The 24,058-nt window shown below is 68.3% G+C and carries 24 protein-coding genes and 1 tRNA gene; 8 read left to right on the top strand and 17 right to left on the bottom strand.

The genetic code is table 11. From position 1 onward, the window contains the following. Nucleotides 1–19 precede the first annotated feature (19 nt). The 6 genes from mutM to GZ67_RS0108915 form a co-directional block, all read right to left on the bottom strand. Nucleotides 20–883: a bifunctional DNA-formamidopyrimidine glycosylase/DNA-(apurinic or apyrimidinic site) lyase gene (mutM, locus tag GZ67_RS0108940; RefSeq protein ID WP_029263533.1), complete on the bottom strand. Its 864-nt coding sequence runs from the start codon at nucleotides 881–883 to the stop codon at nucleotides 20–22. Further along, entirely contained in the window at nucleotides 876–1,568 is a 693-nt protein-coding gene (rnc, locus tag GZ67_RS0108935) for a ribonuclease III (protein WP_029263534.1), read from the bottom strand. The genes mutM and rnc overlap by 8 nt, the downstream gene beginning before the upstream one ends. A gap of 10 nt (nucleotides 1,569–1,578) precedes the next feature. Continuing rightward, nucleotides 1,579–1,788 (bottom strand): 50S ribosomal protein L32, encoded by a 210-nt coding sequence (rpmF, locus tag GZ67_RS0108930; protein WP_029263535.1) that lies wholly within the window; start codon nucleotides 1,786–1,788, stop codon nucleotides 1,579–1,581. Between the two features lie 2 nt (nucleotides 1,789–1,790). Continuing rightward, on the bottom strand, nucleotides 1,791–2,339 hold the full coding sequence (locus GZ67_RS0108925; RefSeq protein WP_029263536.1) for a YceD family protein: 549 nt from the start codon (nucleotides 2,337–2,339) through the stop codon (nucleotides 1,791–1,793). Between the two features lie 69 nt (nucleotides 2,340–2,408). Further along, nucleotides 2,409–2,906 (bottom strand): pantetheine-phosphate adenylyltransferase, encoded by a 498-nt coding sequence (gene coaD / locus GZ67_RS0108920; RefSeq protein WP_029263537.1) that lies wholly within the window; start codon nucleotides 2,904–2,906, stop codon nucleotides 2,409–2,411. 27 nt (nucleotides 2,907–2,933) lie between these two features. Then, nucleotides 2,934–5,108 (bottom strand): ATP-dependent DNA helicase RecG, encoded by a 2,175-nt coding sequence (locus tag GZ67_RS0108915; protein WP_029263538.1) that lies wholly within the window; start codon nucleotides 5,106–5,108, stop codon nucleotides 2,934–2,936. Between the two features lie 61 nt (nucleotides 5,109–5,169). Between GZ67_RS0108915 and rsmD the strand changes: the two genes are divergently transcribed. Beyond that, nucleotides 5,170–5,784, top strand: coding sequence for a 16S rRNA (guanine(966)-N(2))-methyltransferase RsmD (rsmD, locus tag GZ67_RS0108910; RefSeq protein WP_029263539.1), 615 nt, complete (start codon nucleotides 5,170–5,172; stop codon nucleotides 5,782–5,784). On the opposite strand, the gene thiL is transcribed toward rsmD, so the two are convergent. Then, a complete protein-coding gene (thiL, locus tag GZ67_RS0108905; protein ID WP_029263540.1) occupies nucleotides 5,754–6,749 on the bottom strand; it encodes a thiamine-phosphate kinase in 996 nt (331 codons plus the stop codon). The genes rsmD and thiL overlap by 31 nt on opposite strands. Before the next feature lie 23 nt (nucleotides 6,750–6,772). Between thiL and GZ67_RS0108900 the strand changes: the two genes are divergently transcribed. Further along, complete coding sequence (locus GZ67_RS0108900) at nucleotides 6,773–7,258, top strand: DUF3515 family protein (protein ID WP_029263541.1); 486 nt, start codon at nucleotides 6,773–6,775, stop codon at nucleotides 7,256–7,258. A gap of 20 nt (nucleotides 7,259–7,278) precedes the next feature. Here GZ67_RS0108900 and GZ67_RS0108895 read toward each other — a convergent pair whose 3' ends face one another. The 6 genes from GZ67_RS0108895 to leuC form a co-directional block, all read right to left on the bottom strand. Next, nucleotides 7,279–8,361, bottom strand: a complete 1,083-nt coding sequence (locus GZ67_RS0108895) for a D-alanine--D-alanine ligase family protein (protein ID WP_029273859.1) — start codon at nucleotides 8,359–8,361, stop codon at nucleotides 7,279–7,281. Beyond that, the gene (locus GZ67_RS0108890) at nucleotides 8,267–9,400 is read right to left on the bottom strand and encodes an NAD(P)H-dependent glycerol-3-phosphate dehydrogenase (RefSeq protein ID WP_029263543.1); all 1,134 of its coding nucleotides are present in this window, start codon (nucleotides 9,398–9,400) and stop codon (nucleotides 8,267–8,269) included. The genes GZ67_RS0108895 and GZ67_RS0108890 overlap by 95 nt, the downstream gene beginning before the upstream one ends. Next, nucleotides 9,390–10,154, bottom strand: a complete 765-nt coding sequence (locus tag GZ67_RS0108885) for a lysophospholipid acyltransferase family protein (RefSeq protein ID WP_029263544.1) — start codon at nucleotides 10,152–10,154, stop codon at nucleotides 9,390–9,392. Before GZ67_RS0108885 ends, GZ67_RS0108890 begins: the two co-directional genes overlap by 11 nt. Beyond that, nucleotides 10,151–11,518, bottom strand: coding sequence for a UDP-N-acetylglucosamine 1-carboxyvinyltransferase (gene murA / locus GZ67_RS0108880; RefSeq protein ID WP_029263545.1), 1,368 nt, complete (start codon nucleotides 11,516–11,518; stop codon nucleotides 10,151–10,153). Before murA ends, GZ67_RS0108885 begins: the two co-directional genes overlap by 4 nt. 66 nt (nucleotides 11,519–11,584) lie before the next feature. Further along, on the bottom strand, nucleotides 11,585–12,181 hold the full coding sequence (leuD, locus tag GZ67_RS0108875) for a 3-isopropylmalate dehydratase small subunit (RefSeq protein ID WP_029263546.1): 597 nt from the start codon (nucleotides 12,179–12,181) through the stop codon (nucleotides 11,585–11,587). A gap of 3 nt (nucleotides 12,182–12,184) precedes the next feature. Beyond that, on the bottom strand, nucleotides 12,185–13,630 hold the full coding sequence (leuC, locus tag GZ67_RS0108870) for a 3-isopropylmalate dehydratase large subunit (protein ID WP_029263547.1): 1,446 nt from the start codon (nucleotides 13,628–13,630) through the stop codon (nucleotides 12,185–12,187). A gap of 190 nt (nucleotides 13,631–13,820) precedes the next feature. Here leuC and GZ67_RS0108865 point away from each other — a divergent pair, with 190 nt between their 5' ends. Further along, entirely contained in the window at nucleotides 13,821–15,116 is a 1,296-nt protein-coding gene (locus GZ67_RS0108865; protein WP_029263548.1) for an O-acetylhomoserine aminocarboxypropyltransferase/cysteine synthase family protein, read from the top strand. After that, a complete protein-coding gene (locus tag GZ67_RS0108860) occupies nucleotides 15,113–16,426 on the top strand; it encodes an LLM class flavin-dependent oxidoreductase (RefSeq protein ID WP_029263549.1) in 1,314 nt (437 codons plus the stop codon). The genes GZ67_RS0108865 and GZ67_RS0108860 overlap by 4 nt, the downstream gene beginning before the upstream one ends. Nucleotides 16,427–16,445: 19 nt before the next feature. Here the strand turns inward: GZ67_RS0108860 and GZ67_RS0108855 are convergent, their stop codons facing one another. Further along, nucleotides 16,446–16,943, bottom strand: a complete 498-nt coding sequence (locus GZ67_RS0108855) for a DUF427 domain-containing protein (protein WP_029263550.1) — start codon at nucleotides 16,941–16,943, stop codon at nucleotides 16,446–16,448. A 110-nt stretch (nucleotides 16,944–17,053) separates the two neighbouring features. Further along, nucleotides 17,054–18,058: a TerC/Alx family metal homeostasis membrane protein gene (locus GZ67_RS0108850; RefSeq protein WP_029263551.1), complete on the bottom strand. Its 1,005-nt coding sequence runs from the start codon at nucleotides 18,056–18,058 to the stop codon at nucleotides 17,054–17,056. Between the two features lie 264 nt (nucleotides 18,059–18,322). Here GZ67_RS0108850 and GZ67_RS0108845 point away from each other — a divergent pair, with 264 nt between their 5' ends. Both GZ67_RS0108845 and GZ67_RS0108840 read left to right on the top strand, forming a co-directional pair. Further along, nucleotides 18,323–18,883, top strand: coding sequence for an RNA polymerase sigma factor (locus GZ67_RS0108845; protein ID WP_029263552.1), 561 nt, complete (start codon nucleotides 18,323–18,325; stop codon nucleotides 18,881–18,883). Then, entirely contained in the window at nucleotides 18,880–19,998 is a 1,119-nt protein-coding gene (locus GZ67_RS0108840; protein ID WP_029263553.1) for a DUF4349 domain-containing protein, read from the top strand. The genes GZ67_RS0108845 and GZ67_RS0108840 overlap by 4 nt, the downstream gene beginning before the upstream one ends. A 153-nt stretch (nucleotides 19,999–20,151) precedes the next feature. Here GZ67_RS0108840 and GZ67_RS0108835 read toward each other — a convergent pair. Beyond that, nucleotides 20,152–20,224: transfer RNA gene (locus GZ67_RS0108835), tRNA-Glu, on the bottom strand. 149 nt (nucleotides 20,225–20,373) lie between these two features. Between GZ67_RS0108835 and GZ67_RS0108830 the strand changes: the two genes are divergently transcribed. Continuing rightward, nucleotides 20,374–21,012 carry an MBL fold metallo-hydrolase gene (locus tag GZ67_RS0108830; RefSeq protein ID WP_029263554.1) on the top strand — a complete coding sequence of 213 codons (639 nt, stop codon included), beginning with the start codon at nucleotides 20,374–20,376 and terminating at the stop codon, nucleotides 21,010–21,012. Beyond that, nucleotides 21,009–21,539 carry a GNAT family N-acetyltransferase gene (locus GZ67_RS0108825; RefSeq protein WP_029263555.1) on the top strand — a complete coding sequence of 177 codons (531 nt, stop codon included), beginning with the start codon at nucleotides 21,009–21,011 and terminating at the stop codon, nucleotides 21,537–21,539. The genes GZ67_RS0108830 and GZ67_RS0108825 overlap by 4 nt, the downstream gene beginning before the upstream one ends. Here GZ67_RS0108825 and pepN read toward each other — a convergent pair. Further along, nucleotides 21,536–24,034, bottom strand: coding sequence for an aminopeptidase N (gene pepN, locus GZ67_RS0108820; protein ID WP_029263556.1), 2,499 nt, complete (start codon nucleotides 24,032–24,034; stop codon nucleotides 21,536–21,538). The genes GZ67_RS0108825 and pepN overlap by 4 nt on opposite strands. Between the last annotated feature and the right edge of the window lie 24 nt (nucleotides 24,035–24,058).

The following is a 24,058-nucleotide window of genomic DNA, read 5'->3' as shown; positions in this document are numbered from 1 at the left end:
CTGCTCGTTCCGGTGCAGGTCAGCGGCGTCGCTGGCAGGACGGGCAGAAGTGCGAGCCCCTGTTCATGAAGCTCTCCCGTACGATCGCCGTTCCGCAGCGCGGACACGGCTTGCCCTGCCGGCCGTAGGCGTTGAGAGAGTGGGCGAAGTAGCCCGCCTGACCGTTGACGTTGACGTACTGCGCGTCGAAGCTGGTTCCGCCCTCCGCCAGGGCCTTCGCGAGCACGAGCCGCACTTCCACCAGCAGTCGGCGCACAGCCTGCGTGGACAGGTGGTCGGCAGGTGTCTCCGGATGGATGCGCGCAGCCCAGAGAGACTCATCAGCGTAGATGTTGCCGATCCCGCTCACGACGCCCTGGTCGAGGAGAACACGCTTGATCGCGCTTCCCCGCCGTGCGAGCGCGACACGGAAGGTGCGATCATCGAAGGAGGGATCGAGAGGATCGCGCGCGATGTGCGAGACCTGCGTGGGGATCCGCGATCCGTCGTCATCGAGCAGCGCATCGACGGCGAGCGAGCCGAACGTCCGCTGATCCGCGAACACGATCGCGAGCTCGCCGTGCACGGGGTGCTCGATGCCGATGCGGATCCGTTCATGACGCTCCGCGTCGGCATTCGGAGTCCGCAGCAGCATCTGACCACTCATACCGAGGTGCGCGATCAGCGCGGAATCCTCGTCGTCGAGAGGGAGCCAGAGGAACTTGCCCCGGCGGGATGCGGCAGTGAAGGTTCGGCCTTCGAGCCTGCCGACGAAATCCGCGGCCCCGGCGACATGCCGCGTGAGCGCACGCTCGTCGAACACGCTCACCGACGTGATGACCGATCCGACCGCAGCCGGTTCGAGACCGGCGCGGACGACCTCGACCTCAGGAAGCTCAGGCACGCTCGCTGAGCGTGCGCCAGGCGCTGAGGGCCGCCGCCATCTCTGCGGTCTTCTTGCTGCTGCCGTGGCCGATCATGCGGACGTCGCCGACCGATACCGTGGCGGTGAAGCGGCGGTCGTGATCCGGGCCGCTCGCCTCGACCGAATACTGCGGCGGCGTCGCGCCGACACGGGCAGCGAGCTCCTGCAGACTGGTCTTCGGGTCCATCGCCGCGCCGTAGCGCTCCGGATCCGCGAGCAGAGGCTCCGTCAGACGAAGCACGAGCGCTGTGGCGGCCTCAGGACCCGCCGACAGGTACGTGGCACCGATCACGGCTTCCATCGTGTCCGCCAGGATCGAGTCCTTGTCGCGACCACCGGTCTGCTCCTCACCGCGCCCCAGCAGCAGATGGCTGCCGAGGTCGATGCCGCGAGCCACTTCCGCAAGAGCGACAGTGGACACGACGCTCGCACGCCGCTTCGCCAGCTCGCCCTCGTCGAGGTCGGGGTGCGTGGTGAAGAGCATCACGGTCACGGCCTGACCCAAGACCGAATCACCGAGGAACTCCAGGCGCTCGTTGTGCGGGATCCCGCCGTGCTCATACGCGTAAGAGCGGTGAGTGAGGGCCAACTCCAGAAGCTCCGCGTCGATATCGACGCGGAGCTTATCTGGGAGAGGCCTCGTCCCCCCGGGGACCTCCGTCACGGTACGCGACTCAGACGTCGGCGACCTTGCGGCCCTTGTACTCGAGGAAGAGCTCGGTGCCCTGGGAGTCGGTGACGACCTTGGCCTGGTGAGGACGGCTGTAGACGACCTGACCGTTCTCGACGGTCTTCACGAGGGCGACGGGAGCCGCCTTCCACTGCGCGCGACGCGAGCGGGTGTTCGAACGGGAAACCTTGCGCTTCGGGGGGTTACCAGCCATGACTAGCTCTCTTCTTTCTCGGCGGCACGAGATTCTTCCGTGCCGTCTTGGTCTGTGATGTTCTGGAGCGCACTCCACCGAGGATCGATGGGAGCCACCTGCTCCGTTCCGGTGCTCACGGCCAGTCGTTCACCCGTTTTCGGGTCGAGACCCGGGCAATCCGGCTGACACACCGGCTGAAAAGGAAGCGACAATACGGCCGCATCCCTGACGAGAGTTTCAAGATCCACGTGGTCGTCTTGAACCTCGAAGTCAGTTTCTTCCTCACCAGGATACGCGAAAAGCTCCTGGAACTCGACTTCGACGGGCCGGGCGATGTCGATCAGGCATCTGCCGCACACGCCGACGTACTCCGCGTCGGCCGTTCCGGAGACCAGAATGCCCTCGTGGACCGACTCCAGACGCACATCGAGATCGATGTCCGAACCCGCTTCGAAGGTGACGATGCCCTCCCCCCAGGTCTCTTTGAGAGCCACGGTGAACTCGTGTTCCCGCATCTCTCCCGGACGTCGGACGATGTCACGGACGGGGAGCACGAAAGGGCCGTTCATTCGAGAGCGCACGGTTCCATGCTACTCGGCTGCACCTGCGGCCGGGCTGACCGTCGCCCCGAGGAGGACTCAGATCCCGCGTCCACCGGTGTCGAGGAAGTCTGCCACCGCAGGCGGAACGAACGGTGTCACGTCGCCGCCGAGCGAGGCGACCTGACGTACCAGCGAGCTCGAGACCATCGCGTGCGACGGATCCGGCAGGAGGAACACGGTCTCGATGTCGGCGAGGTGGCGGTTGACGATCGCCATCGGCGACTCGTAGGCGACGTCGATCTGCGAGCGGATGCCCTTCACGAGGACCCCGGCGCCGACATCGCGGGCATAGTCCACGAGCAGTCCCATGCTCCACGAGCCGATCACGATGTTGCCCGGCATGCCGTCTTCGGCGATCGAACGCTCGAGGAGGGAGAGCCGCTGTGCGATCGGGAGCATCGCCTCTTTACCGGGATTGTGCACCACCAGCACGTGCAGCTCGTCATAGAGGGCTGCTGCCCGGCGGATCACGTCGAGATGACCCAGGGTCGGCGGATCGAAGGAACCCGGGACGACGGCGATCCGGCTGCTCATGCCACCAGCCTAGGGCAGGAACCGAACTCAGTTCTTCGCGAGCGCCGCTCGATCTTCGTCGGTCACGCGCCGTGCGATCGCCTCGCGAAGACCCGGGTGCTGCTGGAGCGTCGGGTCGTCGGTGAGGATCGTCTCGGCCACCTCGCGGGCACGCGTGATGAGGGCTGCATCCTTGACGACACGCAGCAGCTTGAGCGACGAGCGGACGCCGGCCTGTGCGGCACCGAGCACATCGCCCTCACCCCGCAGCTCGAGATCGACCTCGGCGAGGGCGAAACCGTCGAGCGTCGCTGCCACAGCGTCGACACGGTCCCGAGCGAGGGAGCCGGACTCCGCCTCGGTGACCAGGAGGCAGAGTCCGGGAACGCCACCCCGGCCCACGCGTCCGCGCAGTTGGTGCAGCTGGGAGACACCGAAGCGATCGGCGTCGAGCACGATCATCGTGGAGGCGTTGGGGACGTCCACGCCGACCTCGATCACGGTGGTGGCCAGCAGCAGATCGATCTCGCCGCGGGCGAAGGCCTGCATGACGGCATCCTTCTCGTCCGACGGCATCCGACCATGCAGCACGGCGCGACGGATCCCACCGAGAGTGGGATGGGTCGCGAGAGCCTCGTCGAGCTGCACCACGCCCCACCGGGGACCGGACGCGCCCTCGGGGACCAACGCGGAGGGCTCAGCCGCTTCTGCGGTCTTCTTCGTCGTGTCGATCGCCGCGCAGACCGCGAACACCTGCCGCCCCTGGGCGATCTCCTCTGCGGCGCGCTCCCAGACGCGATTGAACCACCCGGGGTGCTCGGCCAGCGGCGCGACGAACGACTCGATGCCCGCGCGTCCAGCCGGCATCGTGCGGATGACGGAGGTATCGAGGTCGCCGAACACCGTCATCGCCACCGTTCGCGGGATGGGCGTCGCCGTGAGCACCAGCGCGTGCGGGCTCGATCCCTTCGCGCGGAGCGCCTCCCGCTGCTCGACCCCGAAGCGGTGCTGCTCGTCGACCACGACGAGACCGAGGTCGGCGAAGGTCGTCTTCTCGCCCAGCAGCGCATGCGTGCCGACGACGATGAGCGCCTGACCCGAGGCGACGCGGAGCGCAGCCTTGCGTCGCTCCGCGGCCGGAAGCTGACCGGTGAGCAGCGTCGGCATCAGCAGCGGGGCGAGATCGGGACCGAGCATCTTCGCGATCGAGCGCAGATGCTGGCCGGCCAGCACCTCTGTCGGAGCGATCAGCGCCGCCTGCCCGCCACTCTCGGCCACCTGCAGCATCGCCCGCAGCGCCACCAGCGTCTTGCCGGAACCGACCTCACCCTGGACGAGCCGGTTCATCGGCCACGACCCGACGAGGTCAGCGGCGATCTGCGCCCCGACGGTCTCCTGATCGGGCGTGAGCGTGTACGGCATCGCGGCGTCGAACCGCTCGAGGAGGCCTCCCGGTCCAGCCGGCCGCGACGTGGCGGAGAGCGCGCGCACCGCGTCACGCTGCTGCAGGAGCGCAGTCTGCAAAGTGAGCGCCTCGTGCATCCGGAGGGTGCGAACGGCCGGATCGATGTCGTTGCGCGTGCGTGGGCGATGGATCCGCTCCAGCGCCTCGTCGGCCGTGAGCAGCTCCTCGCGCTCCCTGATCTCGGCCGTCAACGGGTCGGGCACCTCGACGAGATCGTCCAGCACCCGTCCGATGAGGCGGGCGATCTGCCACGTCTGGATCGCCGAGGTCGCCGGGTAGATCGGGATCGGAACCGCCGCACGCGCATCCGCGCTGCGCCGGGCGGAATCCTCATCGTCGAACAGCTCGTACTCGGGATGCGCGAACTGGGTGACGCCGTTGAACTCCCCCACCTTGCCGGAGAAGACTCCGCGGCGGCCGACCGCGAGGTCTTTGGAACGCCACTCCGCCGCACCGACGTTCTTCGCGAAGAACGTGAGGGACATCCGTCCGATTCCATCGCCGATGACCACGTCGACCATCGCGCCCGGCCGATTGCGCATCCGTCGGAAGCTCGAGGACAGGACCTCGGCGACGATGGTCACCGTCTCGCCGAGGGGGAGGTCGCGGATCGGCGTCAGCTCGCCCGGATCGGCGTAGCGACGCGGATAGTGCGAGAGCAGGTCGCCCACGTTCTGCATGCCGAAAGCTCGTCCGAGCGTCTTGGCAGACGCCGCACCGAGCGCATCCTCCAACGAGGAATCGAGCGTGAGCGACATGCTCCGAGTCTAGGGAACGCGACCGACACCGCCGGCACCCGGGCTGTCGTATCGTGAAGAGGTGACGAGGATCATCGCAGGCGCCGCCAGAGGCGCACGCCTGGAAGTGCCGGGTGTCGGCACGCGACCGACCAGCGACCGGGTGCGGGAATCGCTCTTCGGCGCGCTGGAGGCGCTGAGCGCCATCGACGGCGCGCGTGTCCTCGACCTGTATGCCGGTTCCGGCGCCCTGGGCCTCGAGGCGCTGAGCAGGGGCGCCGCCAGCGCGGATCTCGTCGAGCGTGGCCGGCAGGCGGCAGCCATCGTCCGCCGCAACGCCGCCGTCGTCGCCAGGGCCGCAGGCCGGTCGGCCGGTCGGGTGCACGAGGGCGCGGTCCATGCGTTCCTGCAGCGCGCGGCCGGGCCCTTCGACCTGGTCTTCACCGACCCGCCCTACGATCTCGACGATGCGGCCATGACCGCCGACCTCGTCGCCCTCGCCCCACTGCTCTCTCCGGACGCGGTCGTCGTCGTCGAACGAGCGCGCCGCGCGACTCCTCCCGACTTCGGTGCCGCCGGTCTGGAGCTGTTCCGCGAGAAGTCCTACGGTGACACGACGCTCTGGTGGGCGGAGCCGGCGGCCGACGATGGTTCGCCAGCGGACGATCAGCCCGAGACCGAATCCCAGTCCCGATAGGGATCCCATCCGCTGATGTCGACCGGAAGGCCGTCGCACAGCAGATCCTCGTCTGCGCTCGGGATGACCCGTCCGATCACGCGGAACCCCGGCGGGAGCACGCCTTCGGGGAAAGTGGCGAGCAGCGCGTGGTCCTCTCCCCCGGCGATCGCACGCTCCGGATCAGCGCCCAGCGCCGCGCGGTCGAGAGCGATGGTGACCCCGGACGCGGCCGCCATCCGGCGGGCATCGAGAGCGAGCCCGTCGGAGATGTCCATCATCGCGGTCGCACCGGCCGTCGCCGCCACCGCGCCGAGACCGATCGGGGGCGACGGGCGCAGCTGGGCGGCCAGCGCAGCGGACTCGCCGGCCGCCAGCTTCGCGACGTCGACCGGCACGGGCGCATCGCCGTCACGGAAACGTCCGAACAGCACGGCGAGTCCGTGTGCAGCGTTGCCCAGCTCACCGGCGACCGCGACGACGTCCCCGGGACGAGCGCCGTCGCGGGTGACCGGAGGCCGACCCTCGAGATCCCCGAGCGCCGTCACCGCGATGGTCAGCACATCCGACACCGTGAGGTCTCCGCCGACCACGGCGCAGCCCGGCGCCAGCGCGTCACACGCGTCACGGAAGCCGTCAGCGAGACGCTCGACGAAGGAGAGACGCAGATCCCGGGGAACAGCCAGTGCGACGAGAAGAGCCGTCGGACGCGCCCCCATCGCCGCGACGTCCGCGAGGTTCACGGCCGCGGCCTTCCAACCGAGGTCGTAACCGCTGGACCACGCGAGACGGAAGTCCGGCCCGTGCACGAGCGTGTCGGTCGTCGCCACCACGCTGCCCGATGGCGTCGCGATCACGGCGGCATCGTCCCCCGGCCCGACGAGGGTATGCGCGGCCGGCGCGGTGCGGGTGAGGATCGCCTGCAGGATGCGTCCTTCGGAGACATCGCCCAGGCGCGGATCATCGGCTTCGGGTCGGGAGGGCATGCTGTCAAAGGTAGCCTGGAAGCATGCCTCGTTCCCGTCGCCTCGCTGCCCTCGCAGGCGCGGTGATCCTCTCCGCCGCCCTCGCCGGATGCTCCACGACCGTGCACCTCGAACCGGCCGATGACGCGAACGATCCGGCGTGCGCCTCGGTCTCGGTGCTGCTGCCGGACAGCGTCGCCGGGTTCGACCGGGTGTGGACGGATGCCCAGGCCACAGGCGCATGGGGAGAGCCCACCACCGTCGCCCTGCGCTGCGGTGTCGAGCCGCCGGCCCCTTCCGCACTCGTCTGCACCACGCTCGGCGGCGTCGACTGGCTGGTCCTCGAGCAGGAGGAGGAGCGGCAGCGCCTGGTCACTTACGGGCGCGAGCCCGCGGTCGAGGTCAACATCCGTCGCGGCGAGCAGATCGACTTCCAATCCATCGTGGACTCGATCTCCACGAGCATCCAGTCAGGACTGGCGCCGGCGACGGCGAAGTGCACCGACCGCGTCGAGTTCCCCGCGAGCTGACCGCAGGAGGCGCGCCGGCGTCAGCGCCGCAGACCCGCCTCGACGAGCTCGGTGATCAGTTCGCCGTAGCTCAGGCCGGACGCCACCCAGCACTTCGGGAACATCGAGATCGGGGTGAAGCCCGGCATCGTATTGAGCTCGTTGACGACGAGGGTGCCCTCGGGGGTCAGGAACATGTCGACGCGGGCGAGCCCCCGGCCGTCGACGGCCTCGAACGCGCGGAGGCCGGCCTCCTGGATCGCGGCCGTCTCGGCATCGGTCACCTCTGCCGGGCAGACGACATCGACACCGTCGCCGCCGAGGTACTTGCCCTCGAAGTCGTAGAACCCACGCGAGGTGAGGATGACCTCCCCGGGAAGGGAGGCGCGCACCCCTTCCGCCGTCTCGAGAACGGCGACCTCGATCTCCCGGCCGCTCACCCCGGTCTCGATGAGCACCTTGTCGTCTTCGGCGAACGCCACGGCCAGTGCGGCATCGAGTTCGTCGGCCACCTCGACCTTGGAGACGCCGACGCTCGAGCCCGCACGAGCAGGCTTCACGAACAGCGGCAGACCGAGGGCGGCCGCGCGGGTGCGGATGTCTGCCGCATCCCGCTCCCAGTCCGTGCGACGCACGGTCACCCAGGGCGCCACCGAGATGCCGGCCGCCTCGAGGGCGATCTTCATGAAGTGCTTGTCCATGCACAGCGCGGAGTCGAGGACCCCGCCACCGGCGTAAGGCACCTCGAGCGTGTCGAAGAACCCCTGGATGGTGCCGTCCTCGCCATGCTGCCCGTGCAGGATCGGGAGCACGACGTCGACGGCGCCGAGACCGACGATCGATCCGTCGACCTGGACGACGCGCAACGTGCGGTCGCCGCCCGGTTCGGGCCACAGAACACGCGTGCCGTTGTCGACGACCTCAGGAAGGTGCGCGGCGTCCAGCGGGAACTTCGCGGGATCATCGTCCTCCAGGACGAACGCCCCCTCGCGGGTGATCCCCACCGGGATCACCGAGTAGCGGTCGCGATCAATCGCGCCCAGCACGCCCCCCGCCGTTGCGGAACTGATCGAATGCTCGCTGGAGCGCCCGCCGAAGAGCACCACCACCGTCTGCTTGTCCATGATTGGTCCTCTCACCCTGCGGGGTGTCGTCGTCCGTCGTCAGGTGGGGTGCGATGTCTCTCGGATCCATCTTGCCGTCGAGCACCATCTTCACCTGCTCGACGATGGGCATGTCGACCTCGGCCTCGCGTGCGAGCTGCAGGATCGGCGCGACCGATGCCAGCCCCTCCGCCGTCTGCTGCATCTGCTTCACGACGTCCTGGAAGCTGTATCCCTGGCCGAGCAGACGCCCGGCCGTATTGTTGCGGCTCAGCGGCGACTGGCAAGTGGCGATCAGGTCTCCGAGGCCGGCGAGTCCCTGCAACGTCTCCGGGTGTGCACCGTTCGCCACGGCGAAGTCCGTCATCTCGACGAGGCCGCGGGTGATGATCGAGGCCTTGGTGTTCTCGCCGTAGCCGACGCCGTCGACGATGCCGATGGCGACCGCGATCAGATTCTTGAGCACGCCACCGAACTCGGTGCCGATCACATCGGTGTTCACGAACGTGCGGAAGTAGCTGTTGCGCGCGGCGCGCGCGACGGTGTCCGCCGTCTCCTGGCTCCGCGAGGAGATCACGGCAGCGGTCGGCTGCTCGCGCGCGATCTCCAACGCGAGGTTCGGACCGGACGCGACCGCGATACGGTCGGGGTCGCAGCGAAGCTCCTGGTGGATCACCTGGCTCATGCGCAAGCCGGTGCCGCGCTCGACGCCCTTCATCAGACTGATGATCTTCGCGTCGCTGTCGGCGAGCAGCGGGCGCAGCGCCTTCAGGTTCTCGCGGAGCGACTGGCTCGGCACCGAGAGGTAGACCTGTTCGACGCCCTCGAGCGACGTCGCGAGCTCGTGAGTGGCCGACATCGTGCGTGGGAGGTTGATGCCGGGCAGATACCGGGAGTTGCGCTTGGCCTCGTTGATCTCCTGCGCGAGCTCGGGTCGTCGGGCCCACATCGTCACCTGGGCGCCGCCGTCGGCGAGGATCTTTCCGAAGGTGGTTCCCCAGCTGCCCGAGCCGATGACCGTGGCCCGGGGGCCTACCGGAGCGGTTCTCTTAGGAGTCAAGGCGTCCGGTCTCCTTCTGGCCGTGGCTCGCGGGGTTCCATCGCTCCGCGGGTGCCTTCTCGTCACGCAGCTCCTCCAGGAGCGCCGTGATCGCGTTCATCAGTCGGTTCGATGCCTCGGTGAGGGCCGCCGGCTCCCCGGCGCGATCCCGCAGATCGGAGACATCGACGGGATCGCCGATGATCACTCGCACGGGCTTGCGCAGCGGCCAGAGGCTGAGGCCCTTCTGATAGCGCCCCATGATCGCCTGCGTACCCCACTGCGCCATCGGGATCAGGGGGATGCCGTCGGCGAGGGCCAGACGCACCGCGCCGGACTTGCCGCGCATCGGCCACAGGTCGGGATCACGCGTGAGAGTGCCCTCGGGATACACGATCACTCCGCGCCCGTGCTCCACCAGCTCTTCCGACTGCTTCATCGTCTGGCGGGCCGAACTGGCGGACGAGGTGCGCGCGACCGGGATCATCCCGGTGCGATGCAGGAACCACCCGAGGACGGGAACCTTGAACAGGCTCTCCTTGGCCATGAACCGCGGCGCCCGACCCGCGCGCCACACGGCGACCGCGACGATGAGCGGATCGAATTCGGAGTAGTGGTTCGGCGCCAGGATGAACGACCCGTGCTGCGGGAGCTTCTCGGCGCCGGTGACCCGGATCTTCGCGATCAGCGAGACGGGCGGGATCACCAGCGCCGCGAGCGGCCAGAAGATGCTCGGCCGCGTCGTCTCGGATGACCGGGACGTCACCTCGGTCACCGGATGACGTCGAAGTCGGCGCCGAGCGCGTCGAGCTTGGCGAGGAACTTCTCGTAGCCGCGGCTGAGGATATCCACACCCGACACCTGCGACTCGCCCGTGGCGGTCAGCGCCGCGATGATGTGGCTGTATCCGCCGCGGAGGTCGGGAACCACGATGTCGGCGCCATGCAGCGGCGTCGGCCCCGTGATGACGGCAGCCTGCTCCAGGTCGCGGCGGGGAACGCGGCGGGGCCCGTCCTGCAGACCACGGGGGTGCACGACGATGTCGGCACCCATCTTGACCAGCGCGTCCGTGAAGCCCATCCGGTTCTCATACACGGTCTCGTGCACGACGCTACGGCCATGCGCCTGCGTCAGTGCGACCACGAGGGGCTGCTGCCAGTCGGTCATGAAGCCGGGGTGCACGTCGGTCTCGATGACGACGGGCTTGATGTCACCGTCACGACGGAAGAGGATGCCGTCTTCCTGGATATCGAACCAGCCGCCCGCCTTGCGGAAGATGTTGAGGAACGTGAGCATCTCCTGCTGCTTGGCACCGCCGACGAAGATCTCGCCGTCCGTAGCCAGAGCCGCGGATGCCCAGGAGGCTGCCTCGTTGCGATCGAAGATCGACCGGTGGTCGTAGCCGCGGAGCTTCTCGACGCCCTCGATGACGATGACGCGGTTCGGCTCGTACGAGATGATCGCGCCCATCTTCTGCAGGACCGCGATCAGGTCCATGATCTCGGGCTCGATGGCGGCGTTGCGCAGCTCCGTCACGCCCTCGGCGCGGACGGCGGTGAGCAGCACCTGCTCCGTGGCGCCGACACTCGGGTACGGGAGGTGGATGTTCGCCCCGTGCAGGCGGCTTCCGCCCGTCGAGAGGCGGATGCCACTGGGGAGCTTCTCGACGATGGCGCCGAACTTGCGGAGCGCATCCAGGTGGAAGTCGATAGGGCGGTCCCCGATACGGCATCCACCCAGGTCGGGGATGAACGCCTGACCGAGACGGTGCAGGAGCGGCCCGCAGAAGAGGATCGGAATGCGGGAGGCGCCGGCGTGGGCGTCGATCTCCTCGAAGTGGGCCGACTCGACATCACTCGGGTCGAAGACGAGCGAGCCGGGCTCATCGCCCTCGCTGACGCGCACACCGTGTACCTCGAGCAGCGAGCGCACGACGGCGACATCGCTGATCGCCGGCACATCGCGCAGGGTGCTCACGGTCTCGCCGAGGAGCGAGGCGACCATGGCCTTGGTGGCCAGGTTCTTCGCCCCCTTGACGTCGACGCGACCGCGAAGCGGGCGTCCGCCTCGAATGGCGAGGACGTCTCCGGTGAGTGCAGGGACTCCGTCCGGGAGAGCGTCGCGCACAGGTGTCGTCATTCGGAGCCTCACTTCATTTACGGATTTCGGGGGCGGGTTGCCCCTGGGCTCCCCCGCCCCCGCCGTTTACTGAACGGGAAGGGTTCGGGGCCGCCACGACTCGCGACGGGCCTCGAACTGCGCGATCTTGTCTTCGTTGCGCAGCGTGAGCCCGATGTCATCGAGCCCTTCGAGGAGCCGCCATCTAGTGTAATCGTCGATCCCGATCTCGGCCTGGACGTCACCGATCGACGCGCTGCGCGCCTCGAGGTCGACCGTCATCTGCGCCCCGGGATTCCGGTCGATCTCCGCCCAGATCCGCTCGAGATCCTCTTCCGAGATCGTCGCCGCGAGAAGGCCCTGCTTGCCCGAGTTCCCGCGGAAGATGTCGGCGAAGCGCGGACTGAGGACCACTTTGAATCCGAAGTCGCGCAATGCCCACACGGCGTGCTCACGGCTGGATCCGGTACCGAAGTCCGAACCGGCGACGAGGACGGACGCGCCCTGGAAGTCCGGCTGGTTGAGCACGAACTCCGGGTCCTGTCGCCAGCCGTGGAACAGAGCATCTTCGAAACCCGTCTTCGTGACGCGCTTCAAGAAGACAGCCGGGATGATCTGGTCGGTGTCGACGTTCGAGCGCTTCAGCGGTGCGGCGACGCCCGTGTGCGTGATGAACTTCTCCATGGGTCAGATCCCTTCCGTCAGGTCGCTCGGGCTGGACAGCGTGCCGCGGATCGCGGTCGCGGCGGCGACGAGCGGCGACACGAGGTGCGTGCGCCCTCCCTTGCCCTGCCGTCCTTCGAAGTTGCGGTTCGATGTGGAAGCACAGCGCTCGCCCGGTGCGAGCTGGTCGGGGTTCATGCCCAGACACATCGAGCATCCGGCGAAGCGCCATTCCGCTCCGAAGTCCGTGATGACCTTGTCGAGGCCCTCCGCCTCGGCCTCCAGTCGTACTCGCGCCGACCCGGGGACGACCATGACGCGCACACCGTCGGCCTTCTTCTTGCCCTGGATGATCGATGCGAAGGCGCGCAGGTCCTCGATGCGGCTGTTGGTGCACGACCCCATGAACACGGCGTCGACCGGTACCTCCTTGAGGGGCGTCCCCGGCGTGAGGTCCATGTACTCCAGCGCACGCTCGGCTGCGGCCCGCTCGTTCGGATCGACGATCTCGGCGGGATTCGGCACCGAGGACGACAGCGAGCTGCCCTGACCGGGGTTGGTCCCCCAGGTCACGAACGGCTCGAGCTCGTCGGCGTCGATGAAGACCTCGGCGTCGAAGGTCGCGCCCTCGTCGGTCGGCAGCGTGCGCCAATAGGCCACGGCATCGTCCCAGTCCTGCCCCTTGGGCGCGTGAGGACGGCCCTCGAGATAGGCGAAGGTGGTCTCGTCGGGCGCGACCATGCCGGCCCGGGCTCCGGCCTCGATCGACATGTTGCAGATCGTCATGCGCCCCTCCATGGAGAGGGCGCGGATGGCGCTGCCGCGATACTCGAGCACGTAGCCCTGACCGCCACCCGTGCCGATCTTCGCGATCACGGCGAGGATGATGTCCTTCGCGGTGACGCCGTCACGCAGAGTGCCCTCGACGTTGATCGCCATGGTCTTGAACGGCTTCAGCGGCAGTGTCTGCGTGGCCATGACGTGCTCGACCTCGCTGGTGCCGATGCCGAACGCCATCGCTCCGAACGCGCCGTGCGTCGAGGTGTGGGAATCCCCGCAGACCACCGTGATTCCGGGCATCGTGAGCCCGAGCTGGGGTCCGACGACGTGCACGATGCCCTGTTCCGCGTCACCGAGCGAGTGCAGACGCACCCCGAACTCCGCCGCGTTGCGGCGCAGCGTCTCGATCTGCGTGCGGCTGGTCAGATCGGCGATCGGCTTGTGGATCTCCAGCGTCGGGGTGTTGTGGTCCTCGGTCGCGATCGTCAGGTCGAGGCGGCGGAGCGGCCGCCCTTCGCTGCGGAGGCCGTCGAACGCCTGCGGGCTGGTGACCTCGTGCACGAGGTGCAGGTCGATGTAGATGAGGTCGGGTTCGCCGTTCTCGCCCTTGACGACGAGGTGGTCGTCCCAGACCTTCTCGGCGAGGGTCCTGCGGCGTGCGGAATCGGCACCGTTTGCGGGGGTGGTCATTGCGTGTCTCCTGAGGCTGGCGGTACGGCCCACGATGGACTCCGCGACGAGGAGGGGCTCTAGATCGAGGTCTCGTCGCGGCGCGTAAGAAGAAGGAGCACGGTCCGCATGACGTCAGATTACCACCGCTCGGACGCGCTCCGACCCGTCATGACACTCTGTTGAGCACCGAACGACCGAGAGGCACCGCATGACCGTCGACACCGCCCGCTTCGCCACCCGTGCGGTCCACGCGGCGAGAAGCCGTGAGACGGCCGCCTCGCGCGCGACCCCCATCTATCTGACGGCGGGGTTCGAGTTCGACGACTTCGACCATGCGGCCGACCACTTCAGCACCGGGGCGGGCTTCGGATACACGCGCACGGGCAACCCGACGGTTCGAGCCGTGGAGCGTCAGCTCGCGGCTCTGGAGTCCGGCGCGGACGCGGTGCTGGTCGCGAGCGGGCAGGCGGCGGTCGTGACCGCCCTGCTGACCGTCGTGGGCGCCGGCGACCACATCGTCTCCTCCACGCACATCTATGAGGGCACCCGAGGGCTCTTCCTCGACAACCTGGCTCGCCTCGACATCGAGACGACCTTCGTCGACGACATCGCCGATCCGGACGCCTGGCGGGCGGCGATCCGCCCGAACACCCGCGCGGTGTTCGCCGAATCCGTCGCGAACGCGCGCAACGACGTGCTCGATATCCGCGCCATCAGCGACATCGCCGACGAGTTCGCGATCCCGCTGATCGTGGACAACACCCTGGCGACCCCGGCCCTGCTGCGTCCGATCGAGCACGGCGCGGCGATCGTCGTCCATTCCGCGTCGAAGTTCCTGGCCGGACACGGGTCCGTGCTCGGCGGCGTGATCGTCGACGACGGCCGCTTCGACGCCGAGCACGCGGGCCACAATGCGCCGCACCTCGTGCTGCCGGGTCGCGGCGACGCGCCCAGTGTCTTCGCTCGCCACGGCGGCCGCGCACGCATCGCCTACGCGCGGGAGTCGGTGGCACCTCGTTTCGGGGCGTCTCCGTCGCCGCTCAACGCCTTCCTGATCGGCCAGGGCGTGGAGACGCTCGGCCTCCGCGTCGAGAGGCAGTCCCGCAACGCCCTCCAGATCGCGCAGTGGCTGGAACGGCACGACGCGGTCGAGAGCGTGGACTACGTCGGACTCCCCTCGCATCCTGACCACGAGATCGGCTCCCGCTACCTCGAAGGCGGATCGGGGTCGATCTTCACCTTCACCCTGCGTGGCGGGTTGCCCGCCGCACGACGGTTCGTCGAGGGCGTGCAGGTCTTCACGCACATGACGCACATCGGTGACGTCCGCTCTCTGGTGCTGCATCCGGCGACGACGAGTCACGCGCAGCGCACGGACGAAGAGCGCGAGGTTCTGGGGGTGCACCCCGGCACGCTGCGGGTGTCGATCGGCATCGAAGACGTCGATGATCTCGTCGCCGACCTCTCCCAGGTGCTGAACGCCGTGCGGGAGACGGTTGCATGAGCCGCCCCCAGCACTTCGGCTGGTTCCTGGCGCGCGGTTTCGGGCCGCAGGGCTGGGGCTATCCGGCTCTCGACTGGGATTACGACTGGACGCGCCCTGAGGTGTACCAGGACGCTGCCCGCACCCTCGAGCAGGCGGGCTTCGACCTGGTCATCATCGAGGACGCGCCGTCGTTGGGGTCGCCGTCGACGATCGATCTACGGGTCCGCCACGCCTTCGGGGGCCCCAAGCACGATCCACTCCTGCTCGCTCCGTATCTCTTCCAGGCGACGAGGCACCTGGGCGTGGTGCCGACGGTCAATCCGGCCGCGTACCTCCCCTACACCGCGGCGCGCCAGTTCGCGACGCTGCAGCATCTGAGCGGGCATCGGCTGGGTCTCAACGTCGTCACCGACACCGGCAGCGCACGACACTTCTCGGACACGCCGCAGCTCGGTCACGACGAGGCGTACGACCGCGCGGAGGAATGGCTCGCCGGAATCCGCGCGCTGTGGCACAGCTGGGACGACGGCGCACTCGTCGCCGACCGCGAGACCGGCGTATACGCCGACGGTGCGAAGCTGCAGCCCGTCCGGCACCGGGGCGAGCACTTCGCGTTCGACGGCCCGCTCAACGCCCTCCCGTTCACGGACGGGGATCCGGCGATCGTCTCCCCCGGTGGCTCCGGGCGCGGACTCGGGTTCGCCGGCGCGAACTCCGATGTGCAGCTCGCGTTGGCTCCGCTGAACGAGAAGTCCGTGCGCGACTACCGTGCCCGGGTGCACGAGGCGGCGATCGCGAAGGGGCGGCAGCCGGAGGACGTCAAGATCCTCTTCGCCATCCAGCCGGTGATCACCACATCGAGCGAGGAGGCGGACCGCATCGTCGCCGCCTCGGCCCATCCCGACGACGCCGCACTGGTGCAGATCGCCCGCAAGCAGTCCAGCGACCTCGAGACCGACCTCACGTCGCTCGACCTCGACAAGGCGCTGGACCTCTCGATCTTCGGCGCCCACGTCTCACGCGGGAGCATCCAGCGCCTGATCGGAGACCGCGGCGAGGACGCCCCGCTGCGCGCACATCTGACGGCGCTCGCCCGCACCGGCCGGATCACGGACCGCTCCGGCTTCGTCGGAACGGCCGAGGAGTTCGCCGACCTGGTCGAAGAGCTCGGCGAGTGGGGCAACGACGGCGTGCTGCTCTGGGGCGACTTCCATCCGGTCACCCTGCACCGCACACTCGATGAGCTCGTGCCCATCCTGCGCCGCCGCGGCATCCTCCGTCGCGCGTATGCGGACGGCGGTCTTCAGGAGAACCTGCGCGCGTTCTGATCGGCGATCCGGCCGACCGTCACCAGCCCAGGGAGCCGGGAACGCCTTTGAAGGGACCGACGACAGCCGAGGTGACCCACCCGCCGTAGAACCCACCCGGCTGCGGAACGGCGATCTCTTCCCCGACGGTGCACTCGTCCATCTGCGCCGCATACACGGCGACCCGGTCCATCAGCGCCTCGAAGCCGGGCGCCGGGTGCGGGTAGTTCCAGGCGGCCCCCTGACGCAGGGTTTCTCCACTGCGCACGTCGAAGTAGCGGGCAGCACCCTTGAACTCGCAGAAAGATCCGCCGGGGGCATCGACGAGTGCACCGGGGACGAAGTCGACGATCGGAAGGTAGTACACAGGAGGGTGACTGGTCTCCAGCACGCGCACCGCGCCACGGGTATCGGCGATCAGATGCTCGCCGAGGCGGATCGTGATGCGCTCGGCGACCGGTTCGACGCGCGGCGGCCTCGGGTAGTCCCAGACGGATTCCTGCCCGGGGGCCGGAGTGATCGGGCGAGGTCTGCGCATCTGCGCATCATACGTCTCTCCGTTCAGATCATCGACCTCACGCGGGACGCCGCACCTCTGCGGTCAGACGAGCGAGACCCCGCTCCCGATCCGTCCATGCCGGCGTGGGCTCACTCGACGGTCGTGGTGGGCCGAGACGCCCGCTTCTCACGCGAGGAGGCGATGAGGCTCGCCACCGTGGCGATGGTCATCGAAGCCAGGATCACGCCGAGCGAGACCATGTTGCTGATGTCGGGCACCCACTCGACGTGCTGACCGCCGTTGATGAACGGCAGCTCGTTGACGTGCAGCGCGTGCAGGATCAGCTTGATGCCGATGAAGCCGAGGATCACCGCGATGCCGTAGTGCAGGTACCGGAGGCGATCGAGGAGGTCGCCCAGCAGGAAGTAGAGCTGGCGCAGACCCATGAGCGCGAAGATGTTGGCCGCGAAGACGAGGAAGCCGTTCGTGGTGATCTCGAAGATCGCCGGGATCGAGTCGATCGCGAAGATCAGATCGGTGACGCCGATCGTGATGAAGACGATCACCATGGGCGTCCACATGCGCTTGCCGTTCACCGTGGTGCGGATCTTCGATCCGTCGTACTCCTCGCTGATGTCGACGCGACGACGGAGCAGGCGCACGATGAAGTTCTCTCGCTTGACCTCGCCCTCATGGTCGCCGTCGGGCATGGCCTGACGGATCGCCGTCCAGATGAGGAATGCGCCGAAGATGTAGAAGATCGGCGAGAAGTTCTCGACGATCGCCACACCGGCGAGGATGAAGAGGCCGCGCAGGATCAGCGCGATGATGATGCCCACCATGAGGACCTGCTGCTGCAGCCGCCGCGGCACGGCGAACTGGGCCATGATCAGGACGAACACGAACAGGTTGTCGATCGACAGGCTGTATTCGAGGGCCCAGCCGGTGATGAAGTCGCCGGCGTTCTGCCAGCCGCCGACGTTGCCCAGCAGAACCGCGAACAGCAGTGCCAGACCCACGTAGAAGACCACCCACAGGGTGGACTCCTTCGTCGAGGGGATGTGCGGCCGCAGCCGGATGAGGAGCAGGTCGGCGATCAGGATGATCGTGAGGACGACCATCGAGGTGATCTCGAACCAGACGGGGATTTCCAAGGGCGCACGGGCCTTTCGCGGAGGGGTCGGGAATCAGTCGAAAGTCTCTCCCCCGCACAGATGTGCGTCGCGCGCCCGGAGCAGCGATGACGGTGCTCGTGATGACGTTACGCGCGGATCCGGGATACTCCCTCTCGCCCGGGCAATGCTACCGGAGCCGCGGCATCGCGGGGAACAGCGATCGAGACGAATGCGGCGACCGGATCTGAGACGATGAGGCAGCGATCGACACTTCCCTGGTGAGAGACACCGAACGGAATCAGGATGCCCGTGCAGACGAGTGATCAGAAATGGGCGGCGCAGGCCGCGGCCGGCGACGAGAGCGCCTTCCGCGAGCTGTACCGCACACACGTGCGGCCGGTCTACTGGATCGCCCAGGGCATCCTGGCGTCGCCTGCCGACGCGGAGGACGTCACCCAGGAGACGTTCGTCGTCGCCTGGCGCAAGCTCCCCGCCCTCGAGCTCCAGGGCGAGTCGATCCTGCCCTGGCTGGCCACGATCTGCCGCTTCCAGGCCGCGAACCGGCTGCGCCAGCGGCGCCGCGATCAAGCGCACACCGCCGAGGCCGTCGACGAGACCCTGCTGCCCGACACGATCAGCGTCGAGGAGCAGGTCATCACGGCCGAGCTCGCCGCCCGGATCGCCGTCGAGGTCGGGACCCTGAACGAGCTCGACCGTGAGATCTTCCGCCTGTGCGCGTCCGAGGGCTACGCCTATCAGGCCGCAGCCGAGGAATTGGGCATCACGCACGCTGTCGTCCGCAATCGTCTCTCCCGAGTGCGCACCCGGTTGCGCGGCGCCGTGAAAGAAGTGAGAGACGCATGAACGACCAGAACCCCCGTGGCGAACTGCCGGTGCTGTCGGACGACGCCATCGCCCGCATCGAGACCGCCGTGTTCACCGAGATCGCCGCGGAACGCTCCCCCGCGCATCCGAAGGCCGAGCGCGCTAGGAAGCGCCGCCGCCGCTGGCTCACCGGCGGCGGCATCGCCGCGGCCTTCGTCGTCGGCGTCCTCGTGACACCACCGATTCTCGGCGCGGTCGGTGGCGCCGCAACGTCGACGGCCGAAGGGCTGAGCATGCCGGGCGGCGTCTCGATGGATTCCTCGTCGTCATCACCGGATCAGATGTCCGACTCCGCGCCCGAATCGCTCCCCGGGAGCATCTCCGACTCCACCATCGCCGGTGCCGAGAGCAGCGAGGGCGATAGGGAGATCATCGCGACCGCGCAGGCGACGGTTCAGGTGAAGAGCATCGCGGACGCCGCTTCGGCGATCGCGAACCTCGCCGAGGAGCACGACGGCTACGTGGAGAGCACCGAGATCGGGAAGTCCGTCGCCATCGACGGCACGTCCGAACCGGCTCCCGCCGACTCGGCGTACGGCTGGATCAGCATCCGCGTGCCCTCCACGGATCTGCCGGAGGTGATCGCCGCGCTCGGGGAGACCGGTGACGTCCTCTCGTCGTCGACGTCGAAGCAAGACGTGACCTCGGTGTCGATCGATCTTCAGGCGCGCGTCGACTCGACGCGCGCGTCCGTCGAGCGTCTCACCGAGCTGATGGCGCAGTCGGGCAGCGTCTCCGAGCTGATCGAGGCCGAGGTCGCGCTGACCGACCGACAGGCGCAGCTCGAGTCGTATGAGCAGCAGCTCGAGTCCCTGCAGGATCAGGTCGCGATGTCATCGCTTCAGGTACAACTCACCGGAGCGACGACGGCCACCACCGCCGATCCCGCCGGGTTCGCCGACGGCCTGCTCGCCGGATGGAACGGCCTCGTCGTCTCGCTGAACGCCCTCGTGATCGCTCTGGGCTTCGTCCTCCCCTGGCTGGCGGTCGTCGGTGTCGTCGTGCTGATCGTGTGGCTGATCCGTCGAGCGCGCCGGAACCGTCGATCCACACCCTCGACGAGCGCGGAGCGGGCAGGGGCCGACGAGGCCTGAGTTCCGTCCGGAGAGTCCAGAAGAGGCCGCTCCCGGGAAACCGGAAGCGGCCTCTTCTGTCCGGAAAGCAAGAAAGTTCTGTCCGGAAAGCAAGAAAGTTCTGTCCGAAAAGCAAGAAAGCCTCCGGCGAACCGGAGGCTTTCTCATGTTGTGTGACCCCAGCGGGATTCGAACCCGCGTTACCGCCGTGAGAGGGCAGCGTACTAGGCCGCTATACGATGGGGCCGTCTGGCGGACGTTTCCGTCGCGCGACAACCGTTCAAGTATGCCATGGCATTTCGCGGTCCGCCAAATCGACGCCGCCCCGACCTGACTCCCGGGCGTGGCGCGCAGAATCCGTTTGCCGTGCGCCGGTTGAAGGAGTTGACTCGTCTCATGCGCGTCACCAAGTTCGAACATGCTGCCCTCCGCCTCGATGCCGGCGGGAAGACCCTGCTGATCGATCCGGGCTCCTTCACCGCACCGCTGGTGGATCTCGACGGCCTGGTCGGGATCGTGATCACCCACGAGCACCCCGACCACTGGACCTCCGATCACTTCGACCGCCTCCTGCGCGCGGCACCCGGCACGCCGATCTTCGCGACGTCCGGGGTGGCTCGTGCGGCGGAGGGATACGACATCACGGTCGTCTCCCCCGGGGACACCATCGAGGTGGGCGACTTCTCGCTCCGATTCTTCGGCGGCACGCACGAGGTCATCCACTCGTCGCTGCCCGTCGTCGAGAACGTCGGCGTGCTGGTGAACGACGAGCTCTACTACCCCGGCGATTCCTATGCGGTGCCGGAGGGGATCGCAGTCGGCACGCTCGCTGCGCCGCTCGGAGCGCCCTGGCTGAAGATCGGCGAGGCGATGGACTACGTGCTCGCTGTCGCGCCGCGTCGCGCCTTCGGCACCCATGACATGACGCTCTCGGTCATCGGGAAGAACATGCACCGCCAGCGGCTGCAGTGGGCGACCGAACAGGGCGGCGGGGAGTTCTTCGTTCTGGAGCCCGGCGAATCGCTCGATCTGTGAGCGGCGCGGTACGACGCCTCCTCCCTCCGACGACCGAGCGACTCGTCTTCCGGGAAATGACGGAGGACGACCTGGACCTGATGGCCGATCTGCTCGGCGACCCGGAAGTGATGGCGTTCTATCCGGCGCCCAAGAGCCGCGCCGAGAGCGCCGAGTGGATCGCGCGCATGCAGAAGAGCTATCGGGAGCACGGCCACGGGCTGTGGATCATCGAGACACGCGAAGGCGAGTTCGTCGGCGACTGCGGTCTGACCTGGCAGTCCGTGAACGGCGATCCGGTGCTAGAGGTCGGCTATCAGGTGCGCCGGTCGATGCAGCGCCGGGGGTACGCGACCGAGGCAGCGCGCGCGTGTGTCGAGCTGGTCGCTCGGGAGTTCGCACCGACGCTGCTCACCGCGATCATCCATCCCGCCAACGACGCCTCACGCGGCGTTGCGGAGAATCTCGGGATGACTCACATCGACGATGACCGTGCGCACCCGTGGATCGTGCGCACGGTCATGGGGATGCAGGTCGCTCCCGCTTAGCCGCGTGAAGTGGCGCCCTGCGCGGCGCGCACCCGGAGATCGCGCTCCAGATGATCGCGCTGCTCGACGATGAGCCGCCGCAGCGCCGCGGGCGCCGCCGCGTTCTCGGCGATCCAGACATCGACGGCACTCAGCGAATCGGCCGCGGGGAAGAACCCGAGGACCAGCCGACGCGCGATCTCGATGCTGCGATCACCCCAGACTCCCGAGATACGGGCGAAGTACTCCGCGTCGAAGACCTCGGTCAGATCGCGGCGGCCACCGGCGCGGAATCCTTCGATCTCGGCGTCGAGGTGATCGTTGCTGAGCGAGAGGTCGCTCCAGGCGGAGTCCCAGGCCTCGCGCCGCACGGCGGCGTCCGGGCGCGATGACCGTGCTCGTCGCGCTGCCGTGCGCCCGCTGCCCGTGTCGTCACGCTCCTGCTCGGCGCTGATGTCGGCGAGGTCGGCGTGCCCCGTCGTGACGAGCGCCGTCAGCAACTGCCAGCGCAGATCCGGGTCGACCACGAGCCCCGCGGGTACGTCGCCGTCGAGCAGAGCCCGCACCTGCTCGTGGTGCGCGTCGTCGAATGCGGATGCGGTCGCGAGCGCCCGCGCCCAGGACAGCTGCGCGTCGCTGCCCGCGTCGGCGGCCTGCAGCGCGCTCCACACGGTATCCGTCCAGCCGCGCTGCTCCGCAGCACGGTCCGCATCCGCCACGAAGTGCCGGATGGCGTACGCGGCGTTCGCGAGGACACCCGCCAGCAGCCCGATGTTGGACTCCGCGGGGCCGTGCGTACGCACGATCGCCACGTACCGCGCCGCATCGAGCTCACCGTCCCTCGTGGCGTTCCACAGCGACGACCACACCAGTGCCCGCGCCAGCGGCTCCTCGATCTCCGACAGCGACACCTCGACCGTGCGCAGCGACCGCTCGTCGAGCCGCGCCTTGGCATACGTGAGGTCGTCGTCGTTGAGGAGCACCAGATCGGCTTCGGGCAGATCCAGCGGGGTCCGCTCGCCGATCAGGTCGAGTTCCTGCTGCTCGCGACGGACGACGCGCCCGTCCAGGCGCTCGTACAGGCCGATGCGCAGTCGGTGCGGACGCGGATCGGTCTGGACGAGGAAGCTCCGACCGTCGTCATCCGTCTCGGTCCACAGCGTCGACACACCGGAAGTCTGCAGCCATGCCGCCGACCAGTCGCTCATGTCGCGGCCGGAGACGGCACTGAGCTGCACCAGGAAGTCGTCGAGCGTGGTGTTCCCGAACGCATTCGCAGCGAAGTAGCGCCGAGCACCCTCGAAGAACGCGTCATCGCCGACGAAGGCGACCAGCTGCTTGAGGACCGCGGCACCCTTGGCGTAGGTGATCCCGTCGAAGTTCAGCTTCGCGGCCTCGAGATCGGTGATGTCCGCCACGATCGGATGCGTCGTGGGCAGCTGGTCCTGCTGATACGCCCAGGCCTTTCGGCTCGCGGCGAACTTCACCCAGGCGTCCTGGAATCGGGTGGCTACCGCGGAGGCGTGCGCACCCATGTAGTCGGCGAACGACTCCTTGAGCCACAGGTCGTCCCACCAGGTCATCGTGACGAGGTCGCCGAACCACATGTGGGCCATCTCGTGCAGGATCGTGTTCGCCCGTGCGGCGCGCTGCGCATCCGTCGCCGCGCCCCGGGAGAGATACGACTCCGTGAACGTCACCAGGCCCGGGTTCTCCATCGCACCGAGGTTGTACTCGGGGACGAAGATCTGGTCGTACTTGCCCCACGGGTACGGGTAGGCGAAGGCGTCGGTGAAGAAGTCCAGTCCCTGCCGGGTGACCTCGAGGATCTCGTCGGCGTCCAGGTGGGGCGCCAGCGACCGGCGGACGAAGACGCCGAGGCGGATCTGCTGCTCGTCGCGCCGCCACTCGCCGTCGACACGCGTGTAGGGGCCGGCGGCGACCGCAGTGATGTAGCTCGAAATCGGCAGGGTCGGGGCGAACTCCACCCGCTGTACCCCGACGCCGAGGTCGGTGTGCACCGCGGTCTGGTTGGAGAGCACCTGCCACTCGGAGGGCGAGTCGACGACGAAGGTGTACTCGGCCTTCATATCGGGTTGTTCGAAGCACGCCATGACACGTCGCGAATCCGCGGGTTCGTACTGCGTGTACAGGTACGTCTCGTCGTCGGCCGGGTCGTGGAAGCGGTGCAGTCCCTCGCCGGAGCGGCTGTATGCCCCGACCGCCTCGACGCGGACCACGTTGGCGGCGGCAAGGCCGGCGAGCGTGATCCGTGCTCCGTCCCACACGACATCCTGGTCGACGCCGTTCACCTCGACACTGCGCACCTCTTCGCCGATGAAGTCGAGCCAGGTCGACTCCGCCGTGGCATCGAACTCGAGCGTCGTCACGGTCGAGAACCCGGTGCGCGCCCGCTCGGGCGCCCCCGTCAGATCCAGTTCGACACGGATGCGGTGCAGAGTGACCACTGCGGATCGCGCGGCGGTCTCCTCCCGGGTGAGGTTGGCGGTGTCCATCCCTCCATCCTGGCATCCGGACGG

The organism is Microbacterium sp. Cr-K20 (assembly GCF_000708325.1).
Taxonomy (GTDB): domain Bacteria; phylum Actinomycetota; class Actinomycetes; order Actinomycetales; family Microbacteriaceae; genus Microbacterium.
This window is presented reverse-complemented; position numbering and strand designations above follow the sequence as displayed.